Source organism: Pseudomonas sp. W17 (assembly GCF_040268305.1).
In the GTDB taxonomy this organism is placed as follows: domain Bacteria; phylum Pseudomonadota; class Gammaproteobacteria; order Pseudomonadales; family Pseudomonadaceae; genus Aquipseudomonas; species Aquipseudomonas protegens.
On record NZ_CP158490.1, the window covers coordinates 590,235 to 609,632 of the forward strand.

The 19,398-nt window shown below is 63.1% G+C and carries 14 protein-coding genes; 13 read left to right on the forward strand and 1 reads right to left on the reverse strand.

All coding sequences use genetic code 11. The annotated features are described in order from the left end of the window. Positions 1 to 11: 11 nt before the first annotated feature. Positions 12 to 2,657, reverse strand: a complete 2,646-nt coding sequence (aceE, locus tag ABCR88_RS02630) for a pyruvate dehydrogenase (acetyl-transferring), homodimeric type (protein WP_011058882.1) — start codon at positions 2,655 to 2,657, stop codon at positions 12 to 14. Between the two features lie 383 nt (positions 2,658 to 3,040). On the opposite strand from aceE, the gene glnE reads away from it, so the two are divergent. From glnE to ABCR88_RS02695, 13 genes are all read left to right on the forward strand, one after another. Beyond that, positions 3,041 to 5,980, forward strand: coding sequence for a bifunctional [glutamate--ammonia ligase]-adenylyl-L-tyrosine phosphorylase/[glutamate--ammonia-ligase] adenylyltransferase (glnE, locus tag ABCR88_RS02635; protein WP_041115402.1), 2,940 nt, complete (start codon positions 3,041 to 3,043; stop codon positions 5,978 to 5,980). A 134-nt stretch (positions 5,981 to 6,114) separates the two neighbouring features. Then, positions 6,115 to 7,149: a lipopolysaccharide heptosyltransferase II gene (gene waaF / locus ABCR88_RS02640; RefSeq protein ID WP_041751920.1), complete on the forward strand. Its 1,035-nt coding sequence runs from the start codon at positions 6,115 to 6,117 to the stop codon at positions 7,147 to 7,149. Between the two features lies 1 nt (position 7,150). Further along, the gene (waaC, locus tag ABCR88_RS02645; protein WP_011058885.1) at positions 7,151 to 8,212 is read left to right on the forward strand and encodes a lipopolysaccharide heptosyltransferase I; all 1,062 of its coding nucleotides are present in this window, start codon (positions 7,151 to 7,153) and stop codon (positions 8,210 to 8,212) included. Continuing rightward, positions 8,212 to 9,336, forward strand: coding sequence for a glycosyltransferase family 4 protein (locus tag ABCR88_RS02650; protein WP_194237400.1), 1,125 nt, complete (start codon positions 8,212 to 8,214; stop codon positions 9,334 to 9,336). Before waaC ends, ABCR88_RS02650 begins: the two co-directional genes overlap by 1 nt. Beyond that, on the forward strand, positions 9,333 to 10,139 hold the full coding sequence (gene rfaP / locus ABCR88_RS02655) for a lipopolysaccharide core heptose(I) kinase RfaP (RefSeq protein ID WP_011058887.1): 807 nt from the start codon (positions 9,333 to 9,335) through the stop codon (positions 10,137 to 10,139). The genes ABCR88_RS02650 and rfaP overlap by 4 nt, the downstream gene beginning before the upstream one ends. After that, a complete protein-coding gene (locus tag ABCR88_RS02660) occupies positions 10,139 to 10,873 on the forward strand; it encodes a lipopolysaccharide kinase InaA family protein (protein ID WP_011058888.1) in 735 nt (244 codons plus the stop codon). The genes rfaP and ABCR88_RS02660 overlap by 1 nt, the downstream gene beginning before the upstream one ends. Continuing rightward, entirely contained in the window at positions 10,870 to 11,622 is a 753-nt protein-coding gene (locus ABCR88_RS02665) for a lipopolysaccharide kinase InaA family protein (protein WP_232644014.1), read from the forward strand. The genes ABCR88_RS02660 and ABCR88_RS02665 overlap by 4 nt, the downstream gene beginning before the upstream one ends. Then, on the forward strand, positions 11,622 to 13,076 hold the full coding sequence (locus ABCR88_RS02670) for a lipopolysaccharide kinase InaA family protein (protein WP_236185770.1): 1,455 nt from the start codon (positions 11,622 to 11,624) through the stop codon (positions 13,074 to 13,076). The genes ABCR88_RS02665 and ABCR88_RS02670 overlap by 1 nt, the downstream gene beginning before the upstream one ends. A gap of 199 nt (positions 13,077 to 13,275) precedes the next feature. Beyond that, a complete protein-coding gene (locus tag ABCR88_RS02675; protein WP_015633912.1) occupies positions 13,276 to 15,033 on the forward strand; it encodes a carbamoyltransferase in 1,758 nt (585 codons plus the stop codon). Next, a complete protein-coding gene (locus ABCR88_RS02680) occupies positions 15,017 to 16,147 on the forward strand; it encodes a glycosyltransferase (RefSeq protein ID WP_011058892.1) in 1,131 nt (376 codons plus the stop codon). Before ABCR88_RS02675 ends, ABCR88_RS02680 begins: the two co-directional genes overlap by 17 nt. Then, on the forward strand, positions 16,147 to 17,043 hold the full coding sequence (locus ABCR88_RS02685) for an antimicrobial resistance protein Mig-14 (protein ID WP_232644017.1): 897 nt from the start codon (positions 16,147 to 16,149) through the stop codon (positions 17,041 to 17,043). Before ABCR88_RS02680 ends, ABCR88_RS02685 begins: the two co-directional genes overlap by 1 nt. 8 nt (positions 17,044 to 17,051) lie before the next feature. Continuing rightward, positions 17,052 to 18,464, forward strand: coding sequence for a PIG-L family deacetylase (locus tag ABCR88_RS02690; protein ID WP_232644018.1), 1,413 nt, complete (start codon positions 17,052 to 17,054; stop codon positions 18,462 to 18,464). Between the two features lie 53 nt (positions 18,465 to 18,517). Beyond that, positions 18,518 to 19,396 carry a DUF6625 family protein gene (locus tag ABCR88_RS02695; RefSeq protein ID WP_350404092.1) on the forward strand — a complete coding sequence of 293 codons (879 nt, stop codon included), beginning with the start codon at positions 18,518 to 18,520 and terminating at the stop codon, positions 19,394 to 19,396. Positions 19,397 to 19,398: the final 2 nt, after the last annotated feature.

Here is a 19,398-nt window from a genome sequence, read left to right on the forward strand (position 1 = left end):
AGAAAGTCTCCTCAGCAGTCCAGTGGGTTGCGTTTTTCCGGGTTGATACCGAACTTGGTGATGGCTTCAGCCACGACCTTAGGTTCGATGTCACCACGGTCAGCCAAGGCTTCCAGGGCTGCCAACACCACGAAATGACGGTCTACTTCGAAGAAGTGACGCAGTTTCTTGCGGCTGTCGCTGCGGCCGAAACCGTCGGTGCCCAGGACTTTGAACTCCTTGGATGGGACCCACTGGCGGATCTGTTCGGCGAACAGCTTCATGTAGTCGGTGGAGGCGATGACCGGACCCTTGCGGCCGTTCAGGCACTCTTCGACGTAGCTCAGCTTCGGCTTCTGGCCAGGGTGCAGGCGGTTGCTGCGTTCCACGGCCAGGCCGTCGCGGCGCAGTTCGTTGAAGCTGGTCACGCTCCAGACGTCGGCAGCGACGTTGAACTCGTCACGCAGGATCTTCGCGGCTTCGCGAACTTCGCGCAGGATGGTGCCGGAGCCCATCAGTTGCACGTGGTGCGCGGCCTCGCGGGTGTCTTCTTCCAGCAGGTACATGCCCTTGATGATGCCTTCCTCGACACCGGCCGGCATGGCTGGCTGCTGGTAGGACTCGTTCATCACGGTGATGTAGTAGAAGACGTCCTGTTGCTCTTCGGTCATCTTCTTCATGCCGTCCTGGATGATCACCGCCAGCTCGTAGCCGTAGGTCGGATCAAAGGTGCGGCAGTTCGGGATGGTCCCGGCCAGCATGTGGCTGTGACCGTCTTCGTGCTGCAGGCCTTCCCCGTTGAGGGTGGTGCGCCCGGCAGTACCGCCGATCAGGAAGCCGCGGGTACGGCTGTCGCCGGCAGCCCAGGCCAGGTCGCCGATACGCTGGAAGCCGAACATCGAATAGAAGATGTAGAACGGCAGCATTGGCTGGTTGTGGCTGGAGTACGAAGTACCGGCAGCGATGAAGGAGCTCATGGCGCCCGCTTCGTTGATGCCTTCTTCGAGGATCTGGCCCTTCTTGTCTTCGCGGTAGAACATCACCTGGTCTTTATCGACTGGCTCGTAGAGCTGGCCGACGGAGGAGTAGATGCCTAACTGGCGGAACATGCCTTCCATACCGAAGGTACGGGCTTCGTCCGGGATGATCGGCACGATGCGCTGGCCGATTTCCTTGTCCTTGACCAGCTGCGCGAGGATCCGCACGAAGGCCATGGTGGTGGAGATTTCACGGTCGCCCGAGCCGTCGAGGATGGCCTTGAGGGTATCCAATGGCGGAGTCGGGACGCTGAAGCTCTTGGCGCGACGCTGCGGCACGAAACCGCCCAGTGCGGCACGACGCTCGCTCAGGTAGCGGGCTTCGGCGCTGCCTTCTTCTGGTTTGAAGAACGGCAGGTTCTCGATGTCGTCGTCTTTCACCGGAATGTCGAAACGGTCGCGGAACAGCTTCAGGCTGTCGACGTCGACTTTTTTGGTGTTGTGCGCGGTGTTCTTCGCTTCGCCGGCGCCGGTGCCATAACCCTTGATGGTCTTGGCCAGGATGACGGTCGGCTGCTCTTTGTGGTTGACCGCCTCGTGGTAGGCCGCATAGACCTTGTACGGGTCATGGCCGCCACGGTTGAGTTTCCAGATCTCGTCGTCGGACAGATCGGCAACCATCGCCTTGAGTTCAGGGGTGTTGAAGAAGTGCTCGCGGACGAACGCGCCGTCCTTGGCCTTGTAGTTCTGGTACTCGCCGTCGATGACTTCGTCCATGCGGCGCTGCAGGATGCCGTCGACGTCCTTGGCCAGCAGTGGGTCCCAGAAACGGCCCCAGACCACCTTGTTGACGTTCCACTGGGCGCCACGGAACACGCCTTCGAGTTCCTGGATGATCTTGCCGTTGCCGCGAACCGGGCCGTCGAGGCGCTGCAGGTTGCAGTTGATGACGAAGATCAGGTTGTCCAGCTTCTCGCGGCCGGCCAGGGAGATCGCGCCCAGGGATTCCGGCTCGTCGCACTCGCCGTCGCCCATGAAGCACCAGACTTTCTGTTTGCCGGCAGGGATGAAGCCACGGGCTTCCAGGTACTTCATGAAGCGCGCCTGGTAGATCGCCTGGATCGGGCCCAGACCCATGGAAACGGTCGGGAACTGCCAGAAGTCAGGCATCAGCCAAGGGTGCGGGTAGGACGACAGGCCATTGCCATCGACTTCCTGGCGGAAGTTGTTCATCTGGTCTTCGGTGATGCGGCCTTCCATGAACGCACGGGCGTAGACGCCAGGCGATGCGTGACCCTGGAAGTAGATCAGGTCGCCGCCGTGTTCGTCGGTCGGGGCCTGGAAGAAGTAGTTGAAGCCGATGTCATACAAGGTGGCGCTGGAGGCGAAGCTGGAGATGTGACCGCCCAGGTCAGAATCTTTCAGGTTCGTACGCATGACCATGGCCAACGCGTTCCAACGTACCAGCGAGCGAATGCGGCGTTCCATGAACAGGTCGCCAGGCATGCGTGCTTCGTGGGTGACGGGAATCGTGTTGCGGTACGGCGTGGTGATGGCGTAGGGCAGTTGCGAGCCGCTGCGGGTCGCGAGTTCGCCCATACGGGTCATCAGATAGTGAGCACGGTCTTCGCCTTCTTTGTCGAGAACCGATTCCAGGGCGTCCAGCCATTCCTGGGTTTCGACGGGATCGAGGTCTTGCATGGCTTGCTCCAGGGCGGAAAGGCTTCCAGAATCGGTTGCCTGAGTTTGCGACTGGCCTTGTGGGCAGACGATTATAAATTCTTGGATTGCCGGAGGTTGATCCGGCGGCGTGTAGTTTTACTACAAATCGTCGGCCATTTCAGCCTTTCGAATGTATATACGAGTAGTAAAACTACAGAAGAGCGGCTTATGGCCTCCTGCTGCGTTGTGAGAATAATCGTTACTGTTGGTCGGTGACTAACGGGAATAGGTAAAAAATTAATGCCGGCTGCCAAAAAAAACCTATTTTCAGCTATTTCTAACTTTTGTTCGACAGTCCATCAGGCGACCTGCCCGCGACATCCGTCCCCGCCCGCATTTTCCACGCCGATCAAGGATAGCCCATGAGCCTGCCCGCGCTTGCCCCCGTTCCCGCGATTCTCTTGCCATTGGTCAGCCGCGCAGAGCAGTCGTTGCGTGGCGCCGTCGCGGCCCTGGAAGGCGATCCCGGGTTGGCCGACTGGAGCGCCGAACGCTGGGCGGAGTTCGCCCGGGTGGGCGCCGCCAGCGACTTTGTCATTGAACAGAGCCTGCGTGACCCTTTGATGTTGCTGGAGCTGGTGCGCAGCGGCGAGCTGGACCGCCCATTCGCGCCTGGGGAGTTGTGCGCGCAAATCGCCGCCGCGGTGCGGGCGGCCGAGAGCGAGGATCAATTGGGGCGCGTGCTGCGGCGCCAGCGCACCCGTCAGCAGGTGCGGATCATCTGGCGCGACCTGACCCGCCAGGCGGATCTGGTGCAGACCTGCCGCGACCTTTCCGATCTGGCCGACGCCTGCATCGACCAGGCCTATCAATGGTTGTATCTGCGTCACACCCAGCAGTTCGGCGTGCCCACCGGCGGGCGCAGCGGCGAGCCGCAGCAGATGGTGATCCTCGGCATGGGAAAGCTGGGGGCGGTGGAACTCAACCTGTCGTCGGACATCGACCTGATCTTCGCCTACCCCGAAGGCGGCGAGACCGTCGGCGTCAAGCGGCCCCTGGATAATCAGGAGTTCTTCATCCGCCTCGGGCAGCGCCTGATCAAGGCCCTGGACCCGATGACCGTCGACGGGTTCGTGTTCCGCGTCGACATGCGCCTGCGGCCCTATGGTTCTGCCGGTGCCCTGGTGTTGAGCTTCAATGCGCTGGAGCAGTACTACCAGGATCAGGGGCGCGACTGGGAGCGCTACGCCATGATCAAGGCCCGGGTGGTGGCAGGGGATCAGGCCGCCGGTGCGCAGTTACTGGACATGCTGCGGCCTTTCGTCTATCGCCGTTACCTGGACTTTTCCGCCATCGAGGCGCTGCGCACCATGAAGCAGCTGATCCAGCAGGAAGTCCGGCGCAAGGGCATGGCCGACAATATCAAGCTGGGCTCGGGGGGGATCCGCGAGGTCGAGTTCATCGCCCAGGCTTTCCAGCTGATCCATGGCGGACGCGACCTGAGCCTGCAGCAGCGTCCTCTATTAAAGGTGCTGGGCACTCTGGAAGGGCAGGGCTACCTGCCGCCTGCCGTGATCAGCGAGCTGCGCGAAGGCTATGAGTTCCTGCGCTATACCGAGCACGCGATTCAGGCCATCGCCGATCGCCAGACGCAGATGCTTCCGGACAATCCCCAGGATCAGGCGCGGATCGCCTTCATGCTGGGCTTTGCCGATTGGAACGCCTTCCATGAACAGTTGATGCACTGGCGCGGCCGGGTAGATTGGCACTTCCGTCAGGTCATCGCCGACCCGGATGAGGATGAAGGCGCCGAAAGCGAAGTGGTGGTGGGTGGCGAATGGCTGCCGCTGTGGGAGGAAGCCCAGGACGAGGAGGCCGCCTGCCGCCAGTTGCAGGAGGGCGGCTTCGTCGATGCGCCCAAGGCCCTGCGAGCCCTGGCCGGTCTGCGGGGCAGCCCGCAGCTGCGTGCCATGCAACGCCTGGGACGCGAACGTCTGGATGCCTTTATTCCGCGGTTGCTGGCCCAGGCGGTGGAGCACGCCAATCCGGACCTGGTGCTGGAGCGAGTGCTGCCGCTGGTGGAAGCCGTGGCGCGGCGTTCGGCCTATCTGGTGCTGCTCACCGAGAACCCTGGGGCTCTACGTCGTCTGCTGACCTTATGCGCCGCCAGCCCGTGGATCGCCGAGCAAATCACCCGCTTCCCCCTGCTGCTGGATGAACTGCTCAACGAGGGGCGTCTGTTCAAGCCGCCCCTGGCGCCGGAACTGGCTGCCGAGTTGCGCGAGCGCCTGACGCGCATTCCCGAGGATGACCTGGAGCAGCAGATGGAAGCCCTGCGCCACTTCAAGCTGGCCCACCGCCTGCGAGTGGCCGCCTCGGAGATCGCCGGCAGCCTGCCTTTAATGAAAGTCAGCGATTACCTGACCTGGCTCGCCGAAGCGATCCTGGAGCAGGTGCTGGCCCTGGCCTGGCGCCAGACGGTGTCCAAGCATGGTGCACCGCTGCGTACCGATGGCACCTTGTGCGACCCGGGCTTCATCATTGTCGGTTACGGCAAGGTCGGCGGCATCGAGCTGGGCCACGGTTCCGACCTGGACCTGGTGTTCATCCATGATGGCGACCCCCAGGCGGAAACCGACGGGCCCAAACCCATAGACGGTGCGCAGTTCTTCACCCGGCTGGGGCAGCGCATCATTCACCTGCTGACCACCCAGACCAACTCCGGCCAGCTCTATGAGGTGGATATGCGCCTGCGGCCTTCCGGCGCTTCGGGGTTGCTGGTGAGTTCCCTGGGGGCCTTTGCCCGCTATCAGGAGAACGAGGCCTGGACCTGGGAGCACCAGGCGCTGGTGCGGGCGCGGGTGCTGGTGGGCAGCCAGGATGTGGGCCAGGCCTTTGAAAAGGTCAGGGCCGCGGTGCTGGGGAAAAAACGCGACCTGCCCAAGCTGCGCCAGGAAGTCAGCGAGATGCGGGCCAAGATGCGCGACAACCTGGGCAGCCGCCTGACCGCCGCCGGAACCGCAGCCAATGCCTTCGAAGCCACGGCGCCGTTCGACCTCAAGCAGGACGCCGGAGGTATCGTCGATATCGAATTTATGGTGCAATACGCGGCCCTGGCGTGGTCCGAAGAGCACCCGTCACTGCTGCGCTATACCGATAACATCCGCATCCTGGAAGGTCTGGAGCAAGTCGGGCTGATGCCCGCGAGCGATGCCAGCCTGCTGCGCGAGGTCTACAAGGCCTACCGTTCCGCGGCTCACCGGCAGGCGTTGCAGAATGAGGCCGGAATCATTACCGGTGATCAATTTGTGACCGAACGACGGGAAGTGTTACGAATTTGGCGTGAGCTGGGGCTAAGCTAAGCGGCCTGAGAAGGCCAACCATGTATTCGGCGGGCCTTGCCGGCTCGCCCAAACTGAACCGGCGGTGAAGGCCGCGGTGCTGGATTCTCGAGGCGGGGAGGCGTATGCCTCCCCGGTTCGTTTATGGAAACCACATGAATATTCTGATCGTTGGGCCCAGTTGGGTCGGTGACATGGTGATGGCGCAGACACTCTTCGAGTGCCTGAAACAGCGTCATCCACAATGCGAGATCGACGTGCTGGCCCCCGAGTGGAGCCGGCCGATCCTCGAACGCATGCCCCAGGTGCGTCGGGCCCTGAGCTTTCCCCTGGGCCATGGCGCCCTGGAACTGGCGACCCGCCGGCGGATCGGCAAGTCCCTGGCTGGCCAGTACGATCAGGCGATCCTGCTGCCCAACTCGCTGAAGTCGGCGCTGGTGCCGTTTTTTGCCGGCATTCCCAAGCGCACCGGCTGGCGCGGCGAGTTCCGCTACGGCCTGCTCAATGACGTGCGCAAGCTCGACAAAGAACGTTATCCGCTGATGATCGAGCGTTTCATGGCCCTGGCCTATGAGCCGGGGACCGAGCTGCCCAAGCCTTATCCGCGCCCGAGCCTGCAGATCGATCCGCAAAGCCGGGACGCGGCCCTGGCCAAGTTCGGCCTGAGCCTGGACCGCCCGGTGCTGGCACTGTGCCCGGGGGCGGAGTTCGGCGAAGCCAAGCGCTGGCCGTCCGAGCACTACGCCCAGGTCGCCGAGGCGAAGATCCGCGAAGGCTGGCAGGTCTGGCTGTTCGGCTCGAAGAATGACCATGCTGTGGGCGAAGAGATTCGCGGGCGGCTGATTCCCGGCCTGCGCGAGGAATCGAGCAACCTCAGTGGCGAAACGTCCCTGGCCGAGGCCATCGATCTGCTGTCCTGCGCCGACTCGGTGGTGTCCAACGATTCCGGGTTGATGCACGTGGCTGCGGCGCTCAATCGCCCGCTGGTGGCGGTGTACGGCTCCACTTCGCCGGGCTTCACCCCGCCCCTGGCCGATCGGGTCGAGGTAGTACGGCTGGGGATCGAATGCAGCCCGTGCTTTGACCGCACCTGCCGCTTCGGCCATTACAACTGCCTGCGCCAGTTGTTGCCGCAGCCGGTGAACGAAGCCCTGCAGCGGTTGCAGGGCACCGTGGTCGAGGTTCAATAAGTTGCGGGTACTGTTGATCAAGACCTCGTCCCTGGGGGATGTGATCCATGCATTGCCGGCGCTGACCGATGCCGCGCGAGCCATCCCCGGGATCAAGTTCGACTGGGTGGTGGAAGAAGGCTTTGCCGAAATTCCCACCTGGCATCCGGCGGTCGGCAAGGTGATACCGGTGGCGATCCGTCGCTGGCGCAAGAACATCTGGCAGACCATCAAGAGTGGCGAGTGGCGGCGCTTCAAGCAGAGCGTGCGCTCGACCAAGTACGACCTGGTGATCGATGCCCAGGGCCTGCTCAAGAGTGCCTGGCTGACGCGTTACGTGCGTGCCCCGGTGGCTGGGCTGGACAAGAACTCGGCCCGCGAGCCTCTGGCTTCACGCTTCTATTCCCGGCGCCTGGCGGTGGCCCGTGGGCAGCACGCGGTGGAGCGCGTGCGCCAACTGTTCGCCGTGGCCCTGGGCTACGACCTGCCCCAGGGCCTGGGCGACTATGGCCTGAACGTCGAAAAACTCGTGGAGTTGCCGCGCAAGAAGCCCTTCGTGCTGTTCCTGCATGGCACCACCTGGGACACCAAGCACTGGCCCGAGGCCTACTGGCGCGAGCTGACCGAACGCATGGGCATGCTCGGCGTCGAGGTCAAGCTGCCCTGGGGCAACCCCGCGGAAAAGGCTCGAGCCGAGCGCATCGCCAGCGGCCTGAAAAACGCCACGGTGCTGCCGAAGCTAAACCTGGCCGGGGTCGCCAAGGTGCTGGCCGATGCCCAGGCCTGCGTGGCCGTGGACACCGGGCTGGGCCACCTCGCCGCGGCACTGGATGTACCGACCATCTCACTGTTTGGGCCGACCAACCCGGGGCTGACCGGCGCCTATGGCCGGGTGCAGATCCACCTGGGCAGCAACTTCCCGTGCGCGCCGTGCCTGCAGAAGAAATGCACCTATCAGCCCACCGCTGTGGACCAGCAGCGTTATGACCTCAAACGCGAGTGGCCGCTGTGCTTCACTCGCCTGAATCCCGAGCGTGTCGCCAGCCGACTGAGCACCCTGTTACTGGCTGAGGAGCCGCGCTGATGCAATTGGCTTTTGTCCTTTATAAGTATTTCCCCTTCGGCGGCCTGCAGCGCGATTTCATGCGCATCGCCCTGGAGTGCCAGCGGCGCGGGCATCAGATCCGTGTCTACACCCTGATCTGGGAAGGCGATATCCCTCCCGGTTTCGAAGTGCTGGTGGCGCCGGTCAAGGCGCTGTTCAACCATCGTCGCAATGAAAAGCTCAGCGCCTGGATGGAGGCCGACCTGGCCAAGCGCCCGGTGGACCGGCTGGTGGGTTTCAACAAGATGCCGGGGCTGGACGTGTACTACGCCGCCGATGGCTGTTTCGAGGACAAGGCACAGAACCTGCGGCACTCCCTGTACCGGCGCTGGGGCCGTTACCGGCACTTTGCCGAGTACGAGCGCGCGGTGTTCGCCAAGGACGCCAAGACCGAGATCCTGATGATCTCCGAGGTCCAGCAGCCGCTGTTCATCAAGCACTACGACACCCCGCTGGAGCGCTTCCATCTGCTGCCGCCGGGGATCGCCCAGGACCGCCGGGCACCGGCCAACGCCGCCGAGATCCGGGCGGATTTTCGTCGCGAATTCAAGCTCAAGGATGACGACCTGCTGCTGGTGCAGATCGGTTCCGGGTTCAAGACCAAGGGTGTGGACCGCAGCCTCAAGGCCCTGGCGGCATTGCCCTCGGCGCTGAAAAAACGCACCCGGCTGTTTGTAATCGGCCAGGACGACCCCAAGGTATTCCAGGTACAAAGTGCTGCGCTGGGGTTGAGCGACCAGGTGCAGTTCATGAAGGGCCGCAGCGATATCCCGCGGTTCTTGCTGGGCGCCGACCTGCTGATTCACCCGGCCTACAACGAAAACACCGGCACCGTATTGCTGGAGGCCCTGGTGGCCGGCCTGCCGGTGCTGGTCAGCGCGGTCTGCGGTTATGCCCATTACATTGCCGAGGCCCAGAGCGGCCTGGTGCTGGATGAGCCGCTGGAACAGGCGCAGCTCAATCAATACCTCACCACCATGTTGACCGACGACGCTGCACGCGCGACCTGGAGCCGAAATGGCCTGGCGTTCGCCGAGACGGCCGACCTTTACAGCATGCCGCAGCACGCTGCGGATGTGATTCTGGCGGAGCAACACCGATGAAGTTGATGCTTGCCGAACCCTTCAAGAGCCTCTGGGCCGGACGCGATGCGTTCGACGCTGTCGAGGGCCTGAAGGGCCAGGTCTACCGTGAGCTGGAAGCGCGCCGTACCTTGCGTACGGAAGTCGACGGCCGCGGTTATTTCGTGAAGATCCATCGTGGGATCGGCTGGGGCGAGATCGTCAAGAACCTGGTCACCGCCAAACTGCCGGTGCTCGGCGCCGGCCAGGAATGGCGCGCCCTGGAGCGCCTGCATCAGGTGGGCGTGCCCACCATGACCGCCGTGGCCTACGGCGAGCGTGGGGCCAATCCGGCAGACCAGCATTCGTTCATCGTCACCGAGGAACTGGCGCCGACCGTCAGCCTCGAAGATTTCAGCATCGGCTGGGTCAAGCAGCCGCCGGCGCCTGCGCTCAAGCGCGCGCTGATCGCCGAAGTAGCGCGCATGACCGGCATGATGCATCGCGCCGGGGTCAACCACCGCGACTGCTATATCTGCCACTTCCTGCTGCACACCGATCGGCCTGTCACTCCCGAAGGGCTCAAGCTCTCGGTGATCGACCTGCACCGGGCCCAGACCCGGCCGAAGATCACTCAGCGCTGGCGCAACAAGGATCTGGCGGCGCTGTATTTCTCGGCCCTGGATATCGGCCTGACGCGCCGCGACAAGCTGCGCTTTCTCAAGGGCTACTTCCAGCAGCCGTTGCGGCAGATTCTGGCCGAGGAGGCCGCACTGCTGGCCTGGCTCGAAGGCAAGGCGGAAAAGCTCTACGCCCGCAAGCAACGGTACGGAGATGCACTCTGATGGCGAGCTGGAACCTGGACCCGGCCTATCAGGCGTTGGCGGAGGATTTCGGCAGTCTGGAAGCGGTGTTTGCCCTGCAGGGCGAGCACCTGACCCGGGATCCGTTGTCCGAAGTCATCCGCGTCGAGCGTGGTGGCGTCAACTATTACGTCAAGCGCTATACCGGCGCCGGCAAGAATCTGCGGCGCTACCTGGGCAAGCCCCGGGTCAAGTTCGAGTGGCAGAACCTCAAGCGCTTCGCCAAATGGGGCATTCCCACCGCCGATGTGGTGGCCTGGGGCCTGGAGCGTCGCTGCCTGGCCTATTCCCGGGGGGCGATGATCACCCGGGAGCTGCCGCGTACCGAGGATCTCTCGGTGCTGGCCGAACGCAACGACCCGCGTCTGCAGGACCGTCGTTGGGTGGATGGCGTCAGCCGTCAGTTGGCCGCTTACACCCGGGTCATGCATGACCACCGCTTTACCCACAATGATTTGAAGTGGCGCAACCTGCTGGTCGACGACCAGGACCGGTTGTACCTGATCGATTGCCCGAACGGCGATTTCTGGCGTGGTTTCTGGCTCAAGTACCGGATCACCAAGGACCTGGCCTGTCTGGATAAGGTGGCCAAATACCATCTGTCGGCCACCCAGCGCCTGCGTTTCTACCTGCAATACCGTCAGCGTGATCACTTGAGTGCCGCCGACAAGGAGCGTATTCGCCACGTGGTGAGATTTTTCGAGGGGCGTGAATGACTGATTTTCTGGCGTCCGAGGAGCGTGCGCTGCTGGAGCGCAATGGCCTCGGCACTTTCGACCAGCTCTGGGCCACCCAATTGGAAGCGGTGGATGAACCCAATACCGGTCGTGGCGGCAGCAGCAGTGTGTTTCGCCTGGATGTGGAAGGGCAGGGGTTCTACCTCAAGCGCCAGACCAACTACCTGACCCGGACCCTGCACCGGCCCTTTGGCGAGCCGAGTTTCGCCCGTGAATTTCGCAATATCCGCCGCTACCAGCAGTTGGGCATTCCGGCCTTGCAAGCGGTGTTCTTCGGTATGCGCAAGGTCGATGGCGAGTCCCGGGCGATCCTTGTGACCCGGGCCCTGGATGGCTGGGATGACCTGGATGCGCTGCTGTTGCAGTGGGACCGGCTCAGCGAGCATCAGCGGCAGGCGGTGCTCCAGGCTTGCGGGCAACTGGCCCGGCAGCTGCACGGCTTGCGCCAGGTGCATGGCTGTTTCTATCCCAAGCATATTTTCCTGCGGGCCGCGGGCGATGGGTATCAGGCGCAGTTGATCGACCTGGAAAAGACCCGGCCCCTGCTGTTTGGCCAGCGTGATCGGGTCAAGGATCTGGAACCCTTGCTGCGCCGGGCTGCGGTGTGGAGTAGCGATGAGGTGCGCAGCCTGCTGGCGGCCTATGTGGGCCAGCCTCAGGACAGCTCCCTGGTGGATGCCTGGGTGGCGCGGCTCAGTGCTCGGCGTAGCCACAAGGGGGCACGCTGATGCGCCTGTCCGAACTGAAGAACAGCGGGCGCAGCCCGACGCTGCCCTTGAGCCTTGAATTGGCGGACGCCGCCGGCCCGGCACAGTTGCAGTTGCTGAGCCTGTTGCGGGTGCTACCGGGGCAGCGTTACGTGGGGGCCGGGGTCTGGCGCGGGCGTCCGGTGCTGGCCAAGCTGCTGGTGGGCTCCAAGGCCGCTCGGCATTTCCAGCGAGAATTGCAGGGTGTGCGCCTGCTGGCAGGACAAGGGCTGACGACGCCCTTGCTGCTGGCGGACGGTTTGCAGGAAGGTGAGGGCGGCTGGCTGCTGTTCGAGTTACTGCAGGGCGCACAAAGCCTGGGCGACGCCTGGAAGCAAGTGGAAGCTCTGCCGGTGCTGGCCGACGAGCAGGCTGAGGTGCTGGCCGAGGCCCTCGGGGCTATTGGCCAGTTGCACGCCAAGGGCCTCTGGCAGTCGGACCTGCACCTGGACAATCTGCTGCGCCATGATGGCCGGCTGTATTTGATCGATGGGGCGGGGATCTGTGTCGAAGAGGCGGGCAAGCCCCTGTCCCGGCAGAAGGTCCTGGAGAACCTCGGGGTATTCTTCGCCCAGTTGCCCAAGAGCCTGGAGCCGTTCACCGAAGAGTTGCTGGTGCACTACCTGTTGAGCAACGCCGAACATGCCTTGCCCCTGGAAGCCCTGCAGAAGCAGGTGAACAAGGTCCGGGGCTGGCGCCTGCGGGACTTTCTCAACAAGGTCGGCCGCGAGTGCACGCTGTTCAGCGTGCAGCGCGGCCCGTTCGCCTTGCGCGCGATCCGCCGTGAGGAAGAGGCGGCGATGCTGCCGGTGCTGGAGCAGGCCGACGCCCTGCTGGATCAGGGCCATCTGTACAAGACCGGTGGCGCGGCCAGTGTGGGGCGGGTCGAGGTTGCGGGCCGGCCGCTGGTGATCAAGCGCTACAACATCAAGGGCTTTGCTCACTGGCTCAAGCGCTTTTGGCGCCCGAGCCGGGCCTGGCATTCCTGGCGCGAAGGCAATCGCCTGGCGTTCCTGGGCATTGCCACGCCCAAGCCTCTGGCCTTGCTGGAGCGGCGTTTCCTGTGGCTGCGGCGCAGCGCCTACCTGGTGACCGAGCATCTGCCAGGGCCGGACATCATCGAGCGCTTTGCACCCTTCGTGGACAGCGGGCAAGCCCCGGAGCCGGAATTGCTGGCGCTGGACCAGCTGTTTGCCGAGCTGATCAAGGAGCGCATCAGCCATGGTGACTTCAAGGGCCACAACCTGTTCTGGCAAGAGGGTCGCTGGGCGCTGATAGACCTCGACTCCATGTGCCAGCACTCCAGCCTGAGCAGCTTTGCCCCGGCTTATGCCCGTGATCGCGCGCGATTCATGCGCAATTGGCCACAAGACAGCAATTTGTATCAAGTGATTGACCAGCGCCTGCCCAAGACGGCCCAGGGCACCGAGGCCTGACCTGCGACCCATGGCCGCTGCCTGCGCCGCGGCCACGGCGCGCGGCGGGTGCCAACCCAGGCTTGGCGCTCGCCGCTAGAGGCTTGCACCTGCTTTTACGTTATAATCCCGCCCTTTCGTTGTTTCTCGCCCCTTGCGAGCACACTTCATTTTCAAGGCGCATCGCGCCCGCATGCAGACTAAACGAGGCTAGACCCCTGTGGCATTGACGATTCTTGGCCTGTCCGGCGCCCTTAGCCATGATCCTTCAGCGGCCCTGTATATCGACGGCAAGCTGATTGCCGCCGCTGAAGAAGAGCGTTTCGTGCGCGACAAACATGCAAAGAACCGCATGCCCTACGAGTCGGCGAAATTCTGCCTGGAGCAGGCCGGGATCAAGCCTTCCGACGTTGACGTAGTCGCGATTCCGTTTGCCCCGATCAGCCTCTTCGGCAAGGCTCGCTGGCACTACGCCAAGCGCTACTGGTACGCCCCGGACCGCGCCCTGGACGCGATCCTGATGGGTAACCGTCGCTACAAGCGCTACCGCAATAAGATCGTCTGGTGCCTGGAGCAGCTGGGCTTCGACCCGAAAAAGGTCAAGATCGAGCCGGTGGAACACCACCTGGCCCACGCCTCCAGTGCCTACCACTGCTCGGGCTTCAAGGAGAAGACCGCGATCCTCGGGATCGACGGCAAGGGTGAGTACGCCACCACCTTCTTCGGCTACGGCGAAAACGGCAAGATCCACAAGATCAAGGAATTCTTCGACCCGGACTCCCTGGGCGGCCTCTATGGCGCGATCACCGAGTTCCTCGGCTTCGAGATGCTCGACGGCGAGTTCAAGGTCATGGGCATGGCGCCGTACGGCGATGCCAGCAAATACGATTTCTCGCGCCTGGCCAGTTTTGAAAACGGCGAGCTGGTGATCAACACCGATTACGCCAACGTCATCGGCCTGCGTCGCTACAAAGAGAAGGGCAAGGGTTTCTACTTCTCGCCAAAACTCATCGAGTGGCTGGGTCCCAAGCGCGAAGGCGACATCGCCGACGAGCCGTACATCCACTACGCGGCGAGCATGCAGGCGCTGTTCGAGAAGCTGGCCCTGCAGATGATCGACCATTACCTGGGCGACATCCTCAAGGAAACCGGCAAGCTGGCCTTCGCCGGCGGCTGTGCGCTGAACGTCAAGCTGAACCAGAAGATCATTGCCCGTCCCGAGGTCAAGGAGCTGTTCGTGCAGCCGGCTTCCGGCGACGCCGGTACCGCCGTTGGTGCCGCGGCGTACGTTTCCCATGCCCGTGGGGTGCCGGTAGAGAAGATGGAGCATGTCTATCTCGGCCCGTCCTACAGCAATGAAGACGTGATCGCGGCCTGTGCCCGCCACCCGAACAAGCCAGCCTGGCGGCAGATCGACAACACCCCGGAGCGTATCGCCAAGATCATGGTGGATGGCAACCCGGTGGCATGGTTCCAGGGCCGCATGGAGTTCGGTCCGCGTGCCCTGGGCGGCCGTTCGATCATCGGTTGCCCGAGCGCCACTGGCGTGGCCGACCGGATCAACGAACAGATCAAGTTCCGCGAGCGCTGGAGGCCTTTCTGCCCGTCGATGCTCGACACCGTCGGCCCGCAGATGATCAAGGTCGATCACCCGGCGCCGTTCATGACCTTCACCTTCGAAGTGGCTGAAGAGTGGAAGACCCGGGTACCGGAAGTGGTCCACGAGGACGGCACGTCCCGGGCCCAGGTGCTCAAGCGCGAATACAACCCGCGCTACTACGACATGATGAAGGCCCTGGAAGTACTGACCGGCAACGGCGTGTCGCTGAACACCTCGTTGAACCGCCGTGGCGAACCGATGATCTGTTCGCCCACCGATGCCCTGAACATGTTCTACGGGTCCGACCTGCAGTACCTGATCATGGAAGACATTCTGGTGGTCAAAGACGGCGTGGACCCTTATGACACGCTCGGCTGAACGCCATGTGCTGCAGTTCTGCCACGGCTATGACGGGCCGTTCCTGGACTGTGCCCGGCAATACGCCAACCTGTTCGCGGGCAGCGGCTATCGAGTGACCACGGTGTTTCTCACCGGGGCCGCCGATGCCGATGTCGCCGCGGGCTGTGCGTCTGATGAAGTGCTGTTCATGGAATACAGCTCCAAGGCCATCCGCGGCCTGAAGCTGGGCGCCATCCGCGACCTGCGCAAGATCGCCGCGTCACGCAATTTCAGCTTCTGCATCGCTCACCGCTTCAAGCCGATCTATATCGCCTTGCTCGGTACCGGCTTGCCGGTGATCGGTGTCCATCATGCGTTTTCCGATTACAAGCGCGGCAGCCGCAAGCTCTTCGCCCAACTGTTCCGTAAGCGCCTGAGCCTGCTCGGGGTGTCCGATGCGGTGCGTGACGACATGCGTGCCTGCCTACCGAAATGGCCGGCGCAGCGCATTCAGACCCTGTACAACCGTATCGACCTTGAGGCACTGCAGGCCGAGCAACTGAGCGCTGCCCAGGCGCGCAGCGAGCTGGGCCTGTCCGCCGATGCCTGGATTGTCGGCAACGTCGGGCGCCTGCATCCGGACAAGGACCAGGCCACCTTGCTGCGTGGCTTTGCCGCGGCTTTGCCGCAATTGCCGCCGCACAGCCAACTGGCGATTCTCGGAACCGGGCGTCTGGAAAAAGACCTGAAGTCCCTGGCCCGCGAGCTGGGGATTGCCGATCGCGTGCTGTTCCTCGGGCAGGTGCCTCAGGCCCGACGCTATTTCCGCGCCTTCGATGTGTTTGCCTTGAGCTCCGACCACGAGCCTTTTGGCATGGTCCTGCTGGAGGCCATGGCCGCCGGCGTGCCGCTGCTGGCCACCGCCTGTGGCGGTGCCCGGGAAGTGGTCGAGGGGGTGGGCATCCTGTTCCCCCTGGGCGACGTTGAACATATGGCCCAGGGGCTTCAACATCTGGCCGCGATGGACGATCACCAGCGCCGGGTCTGTGCCGAGCTGATGCTCGATCGCCTGCGCGAGCGCTTCTCCGACCGTGCTGTACGCGACGTATTCTGGCGTTTGCCGCAAGTCACCGATCTGACCGCGAGGGGCTGATGCTCAATCGATTTCAAGGCTGGCGCGAACGTGGCTGGTCAGTCATTGACGCATCGACCTACGCCGATGCCTGGCAGCGGTTCGGTGGCAGTGTGGCAACCCATCCCCTGGTGGTGGAGCAGTTGGCGGACCTGGCGCAGATCCCGGTGCGCTACCTGGCCTGGGAACGCAACGGCCAATTACAGGCGGCCATTGCCACCTGGGGGCGCGACCTGGCGCTGTCCAAGGACGTGCTCAAGCGGGCCGGCAAGAAGGGCCTGTTCGATATCGGCAATGCCGAGCTGATCCTGCCCGCCGCTGCCGATGCTCAGGCGATGTTGCGTCATCGTGGGCGTTACCTGTCCGCATTGAACGAGGGGCGCCTGACCGGCCTCAAGCCCCAGGCTGAACAGCTGGCCATGGCCAGGACGCCGGAAGAGCTGTCGAAGAAGTTTCGTTACAACCAGCGTCGTGAGCTGCGCCTGCTGGAAGAGGCGGGCGGGGTTGTACGCCCGGTCAGTGATTTCAGCAGCCCCGAGCTGGCGGCGATCTACTGCGACCTGTTCCAGCGCCGCTGGGGCTTTGCCGCCACCGGTGCCGAACGTATGGCCGAGGTGCTGGAGCGCCTGCGCGAGCTGCTGATCGGTTCGGTGATCTTCCTCAACGACGCGCCGATTGCCGTGCAACTGATCTACCGGGTCGAAGCGCCGGAGTGGATCAGCGTCGAGTACGTGAACGGTGGGGTAGACCCCGAGACTCGTGAGTTCAGCCCCGGCAGCGTGCTGAGTTTTCTCAACACCCAGAGTGCCTGGGAACAGGCCCGTGCCCTGAACAAGCCACTGCGTTTCTCCTTCGGTCGTGCCGATCGTGAATACAAGGACCGTTGGTGCAATCCTGTGCCGGTTTTCCAGGTGTGAGTCAGCCCATGAGTCGCAAACAACAACTGCTCAAGCGCCACCGGCGCAATAAACGAATCGCTCTGTTGATCGGGCTGGTGCTGCTATTGGTGGTCGGCATCCTGGTGGCTTGGTGGGTGCCGGTATTGCTGGCGGTATTGGCCTGGCTGGCCCATGAAGCCTGGTTTGCCGATCATCTGTTCTATTCGCCCAAGGATGATTACTGCTACGACTTCGGCAGCGATGCCCAGCAGGCCGCTGTGCGCCTTGAAGCGGGGCGCCTGTTGCTGGAGGCGCCGCTGGCGCTGGCCGGGGATGAAACCCTGGTTTTGGGCGTGCACGTCAAGAGCTCGTGGCTGGGACGTTTTCTCGACCCGGCTGTTGAGGTGTCGGGCGGTCCGCTTGCCGATCGTCAGGTGTTCGAGCGCGGGGTCAATGGCCTGCGCTACCTCAACCTCAGCGGCGTGGCCAGTTCCCTGGTCAGTGGCGAGCTGAGGTTGCGCGGGCGCTTCTGTCGGCTCCGCATCCAGCCGCAACTGATGTTCTGGCGGGATCCCGACTACCGGCGCCAGCGGGTGATGGTGATCGCTCCCCATGCCGACGATGCCGAGTTGGCAGCCTTCGGTCTGTACAGCCAGGCCGACGAGGCCTGGATCGTGACCCTGACCGCAGGCGAAATCGAGGCTGAGCATTACCAGGCCATGGGCATGAACCCGGCAGAGGCGGCGCGGATCAAGGGGCGCTTGCGGGCCTGGGACAGTATTACTGTGCCGCGCTGGGCCGGGGTGCCTGAATCCCATTGTGTGCAGTTGGGCTATTTCTGCCTGCAGCTGCCTGCCATGCAGGCCTCCCCTGAACAGCCGCTGGCCTCTCGCGAGGCGCAACTGAGCGATACCCGCTTGTTCCGCCAGTTCAATCCATTCCCGCTGCCCGCCGACCAGGACGGGTTGCCGACCTGGAACAATCTCCTGGCCGACCTGCGCGAGCTGCTGCTCAAGGCGCGCCCTCAAGTAATAGTACTGCCGCACCCGACGCTGGACCCTCATCCCGACCACATCTGTGCTCGTGAGGCGGTCATGCAAGCCCTGGAAGGGCTGGCCTGGCAGCCGACCACTATCCTCGGCTACGCCAATCACCTGCATGACAACGACCGCTGGCCCATGGGGGATTCGGGCGCAGGCATTGCATTGCCGCCGGTGTTCGAGTCGACGGCGGTGTTGCGTCCCTGGTGCTTGTCACTGTCCCAGAGCGAGCAGTATGACAAGGCCATGGCCTTGGGCATGATGCATGACCTGCAACCGAAAATGCCGTTCAAGCGACGCCTGCGCAGGTCGATACAGTGGCTTATGGCCGGTAGGGTGCCTTCAGCGCTGGGGGAGAATGAGTTCTTTCGCAAGGCGGTCAGACGCCATGAGCTGTTCTGGCTATTGCAACAGCGATAAACCGACATAACCATGGGGGCGTTTTGTAGCCCCAATCCGACAGTGAGTCCTTTGTGATCAATCCTCGCCCGCGAATCTTGTTTCTCATGCCCTACTTCGGGCGTTGGCCATTCTGGATGCCGTTTTTTCTCGAAAGCTGCCGGCGGAATCCGGATATCGATTGGCTCTTTTTCAGCGACTGCGGGACCCCGGACAATCTGCCGCCGAACGTCAAGCTTGAAAGCATGAGCTTTGCGGAGTACTGCGCCTTGGCCTCCCGGCGCCTGGGCATCGATTTTGCGCCCAATGCTGCCTACAAGCTCTGTGATATCAGGCCCGCCATGGGGTACATCCATATTGATCGTCTGGAGGGCTACGACTTCTGGGCCTTCGGCGATATCGACCTGGTCTACGGTGACTTGCGGGCCTATTTCACCGCGGAGCGCCTGGCGAAGTACGACCTGTTTTCTACCCATGAACGGCGAGTCGCCGGGCACTTGTGCCTGATACGCAACAGCCCCCGTCAGCTTGAGCTGTTCCGCAAGATCAAGAACTGGCAGGTGCGCTTCACTGATCAGCAGCACCATGCACTGGATGAAGGAGCCTTCAGCCGGATTTTCCTCTGGCGCAAGAACTTTCCGGAACCGCTGTTCAAGCTGGTGGGCAAGTTCAATCCATGGCGCCGCCGCAGTGAGTTCACCGAGGCCTTCAGCACGCCGGGGGGCGTCATCAAGTGGCATGACGGCAGCCGTGATTTTCCGACATGCTGGTACTGGAAGGATGGGCATCTGACCAATGACCGCGACGGCGACCGCAGTTTCCCGTATTTCCACTTTGTGTGCTGGAAGCGCAATGAGTGGTCGCAGTTGCCGGAGCAGGATGCGCAGTCGCTCCAAGCCCTGGCCAGTGAGCCGTCCTGGATCATCGATGCTGCAGGTTTTCACCGGGGATAGTT

Excerpts from the sequence above, each read along its gene's own strand:
- waaF (WP_041751920.1), top strand. The coding sequence starts at position 6,115 with ATGAATATTCTGATCGTTGGGCCCAGTTGGGTCGGTGACATGGTGATG.
- ABCR88_RS02685 (WP_232644017.1), top strand. The coding sequence starts at position 16,147 with ATGCTCAATCGATTTCAAGGCTGGCGCGAACGTGGCTGGTCAGTCATT.
- glnE (WP_041115402.1), top strand. The coding sequence starts at position 3,041 with ATGAGCCTGCCCGCGCTTGCCCCCGTTCCCGCGATTCTCTTGCCATTG.
- aceE (WP_011058882.1), bottom strand. The coding sequence starts at position 2,657 with ATGCAAGACCTCGATCCCGTCGAAACCCAGGAATGGCTGGACGCCCTG.
- ABCR88_RS02650 (WP_194237400.1), top strand. The coding sequence starts at position 8,212 with ATGCAATTGGCTTTTGTCCTTTATAAGTATTTCCCCTTCGGCGGCCTG.
- ABCR88_RS02680 (WP_011058892.1), top strand. The coding sequence starts at position 15,017 with ATGACACGCTCGGCTGAACGCCATGTGCTGCAGTTCTGCCACGGCTAT.
- rfaP (WP_011058887.1), top strand. The coding sequence starts at position 9,333 with ATGAAGTTGATGCTTGCCGAACCCTTCAAGAGCCTCTGGGCCGGACGC.
- ABCR88_RS02665 (WP_232644014.1), top strand. The coding sequence starts at position 10,870 with ATGACTGATTTTCTGGCGTCCGAGGAGCGTGCGCTGCTGGAGCGCAAT.
- ABCR88_RS02670 (WP_236185770.1), top strand. The coding sequence starts at position 11,622 with ATGCGCCTGTCCGAACTGAAGAACAGCGGGCGCAGCCCGACGCTGCCC.
- ABCR88_RS02660 (WP_011058888.1), top strand. The coding sequence starts at position 10,139 with ATGGCGAGCTGGAACCTGGACCCGGCCTATCAGGCGTTGGCGGAGGAT.
- ABCR88_RS02690 (WP_232644018.1), top strand. The coding sequence starts at position 17,052 with ATGAGTCGCAAACAACAACTGCTCAAGCGCCACCGGCGCAATAAACGA.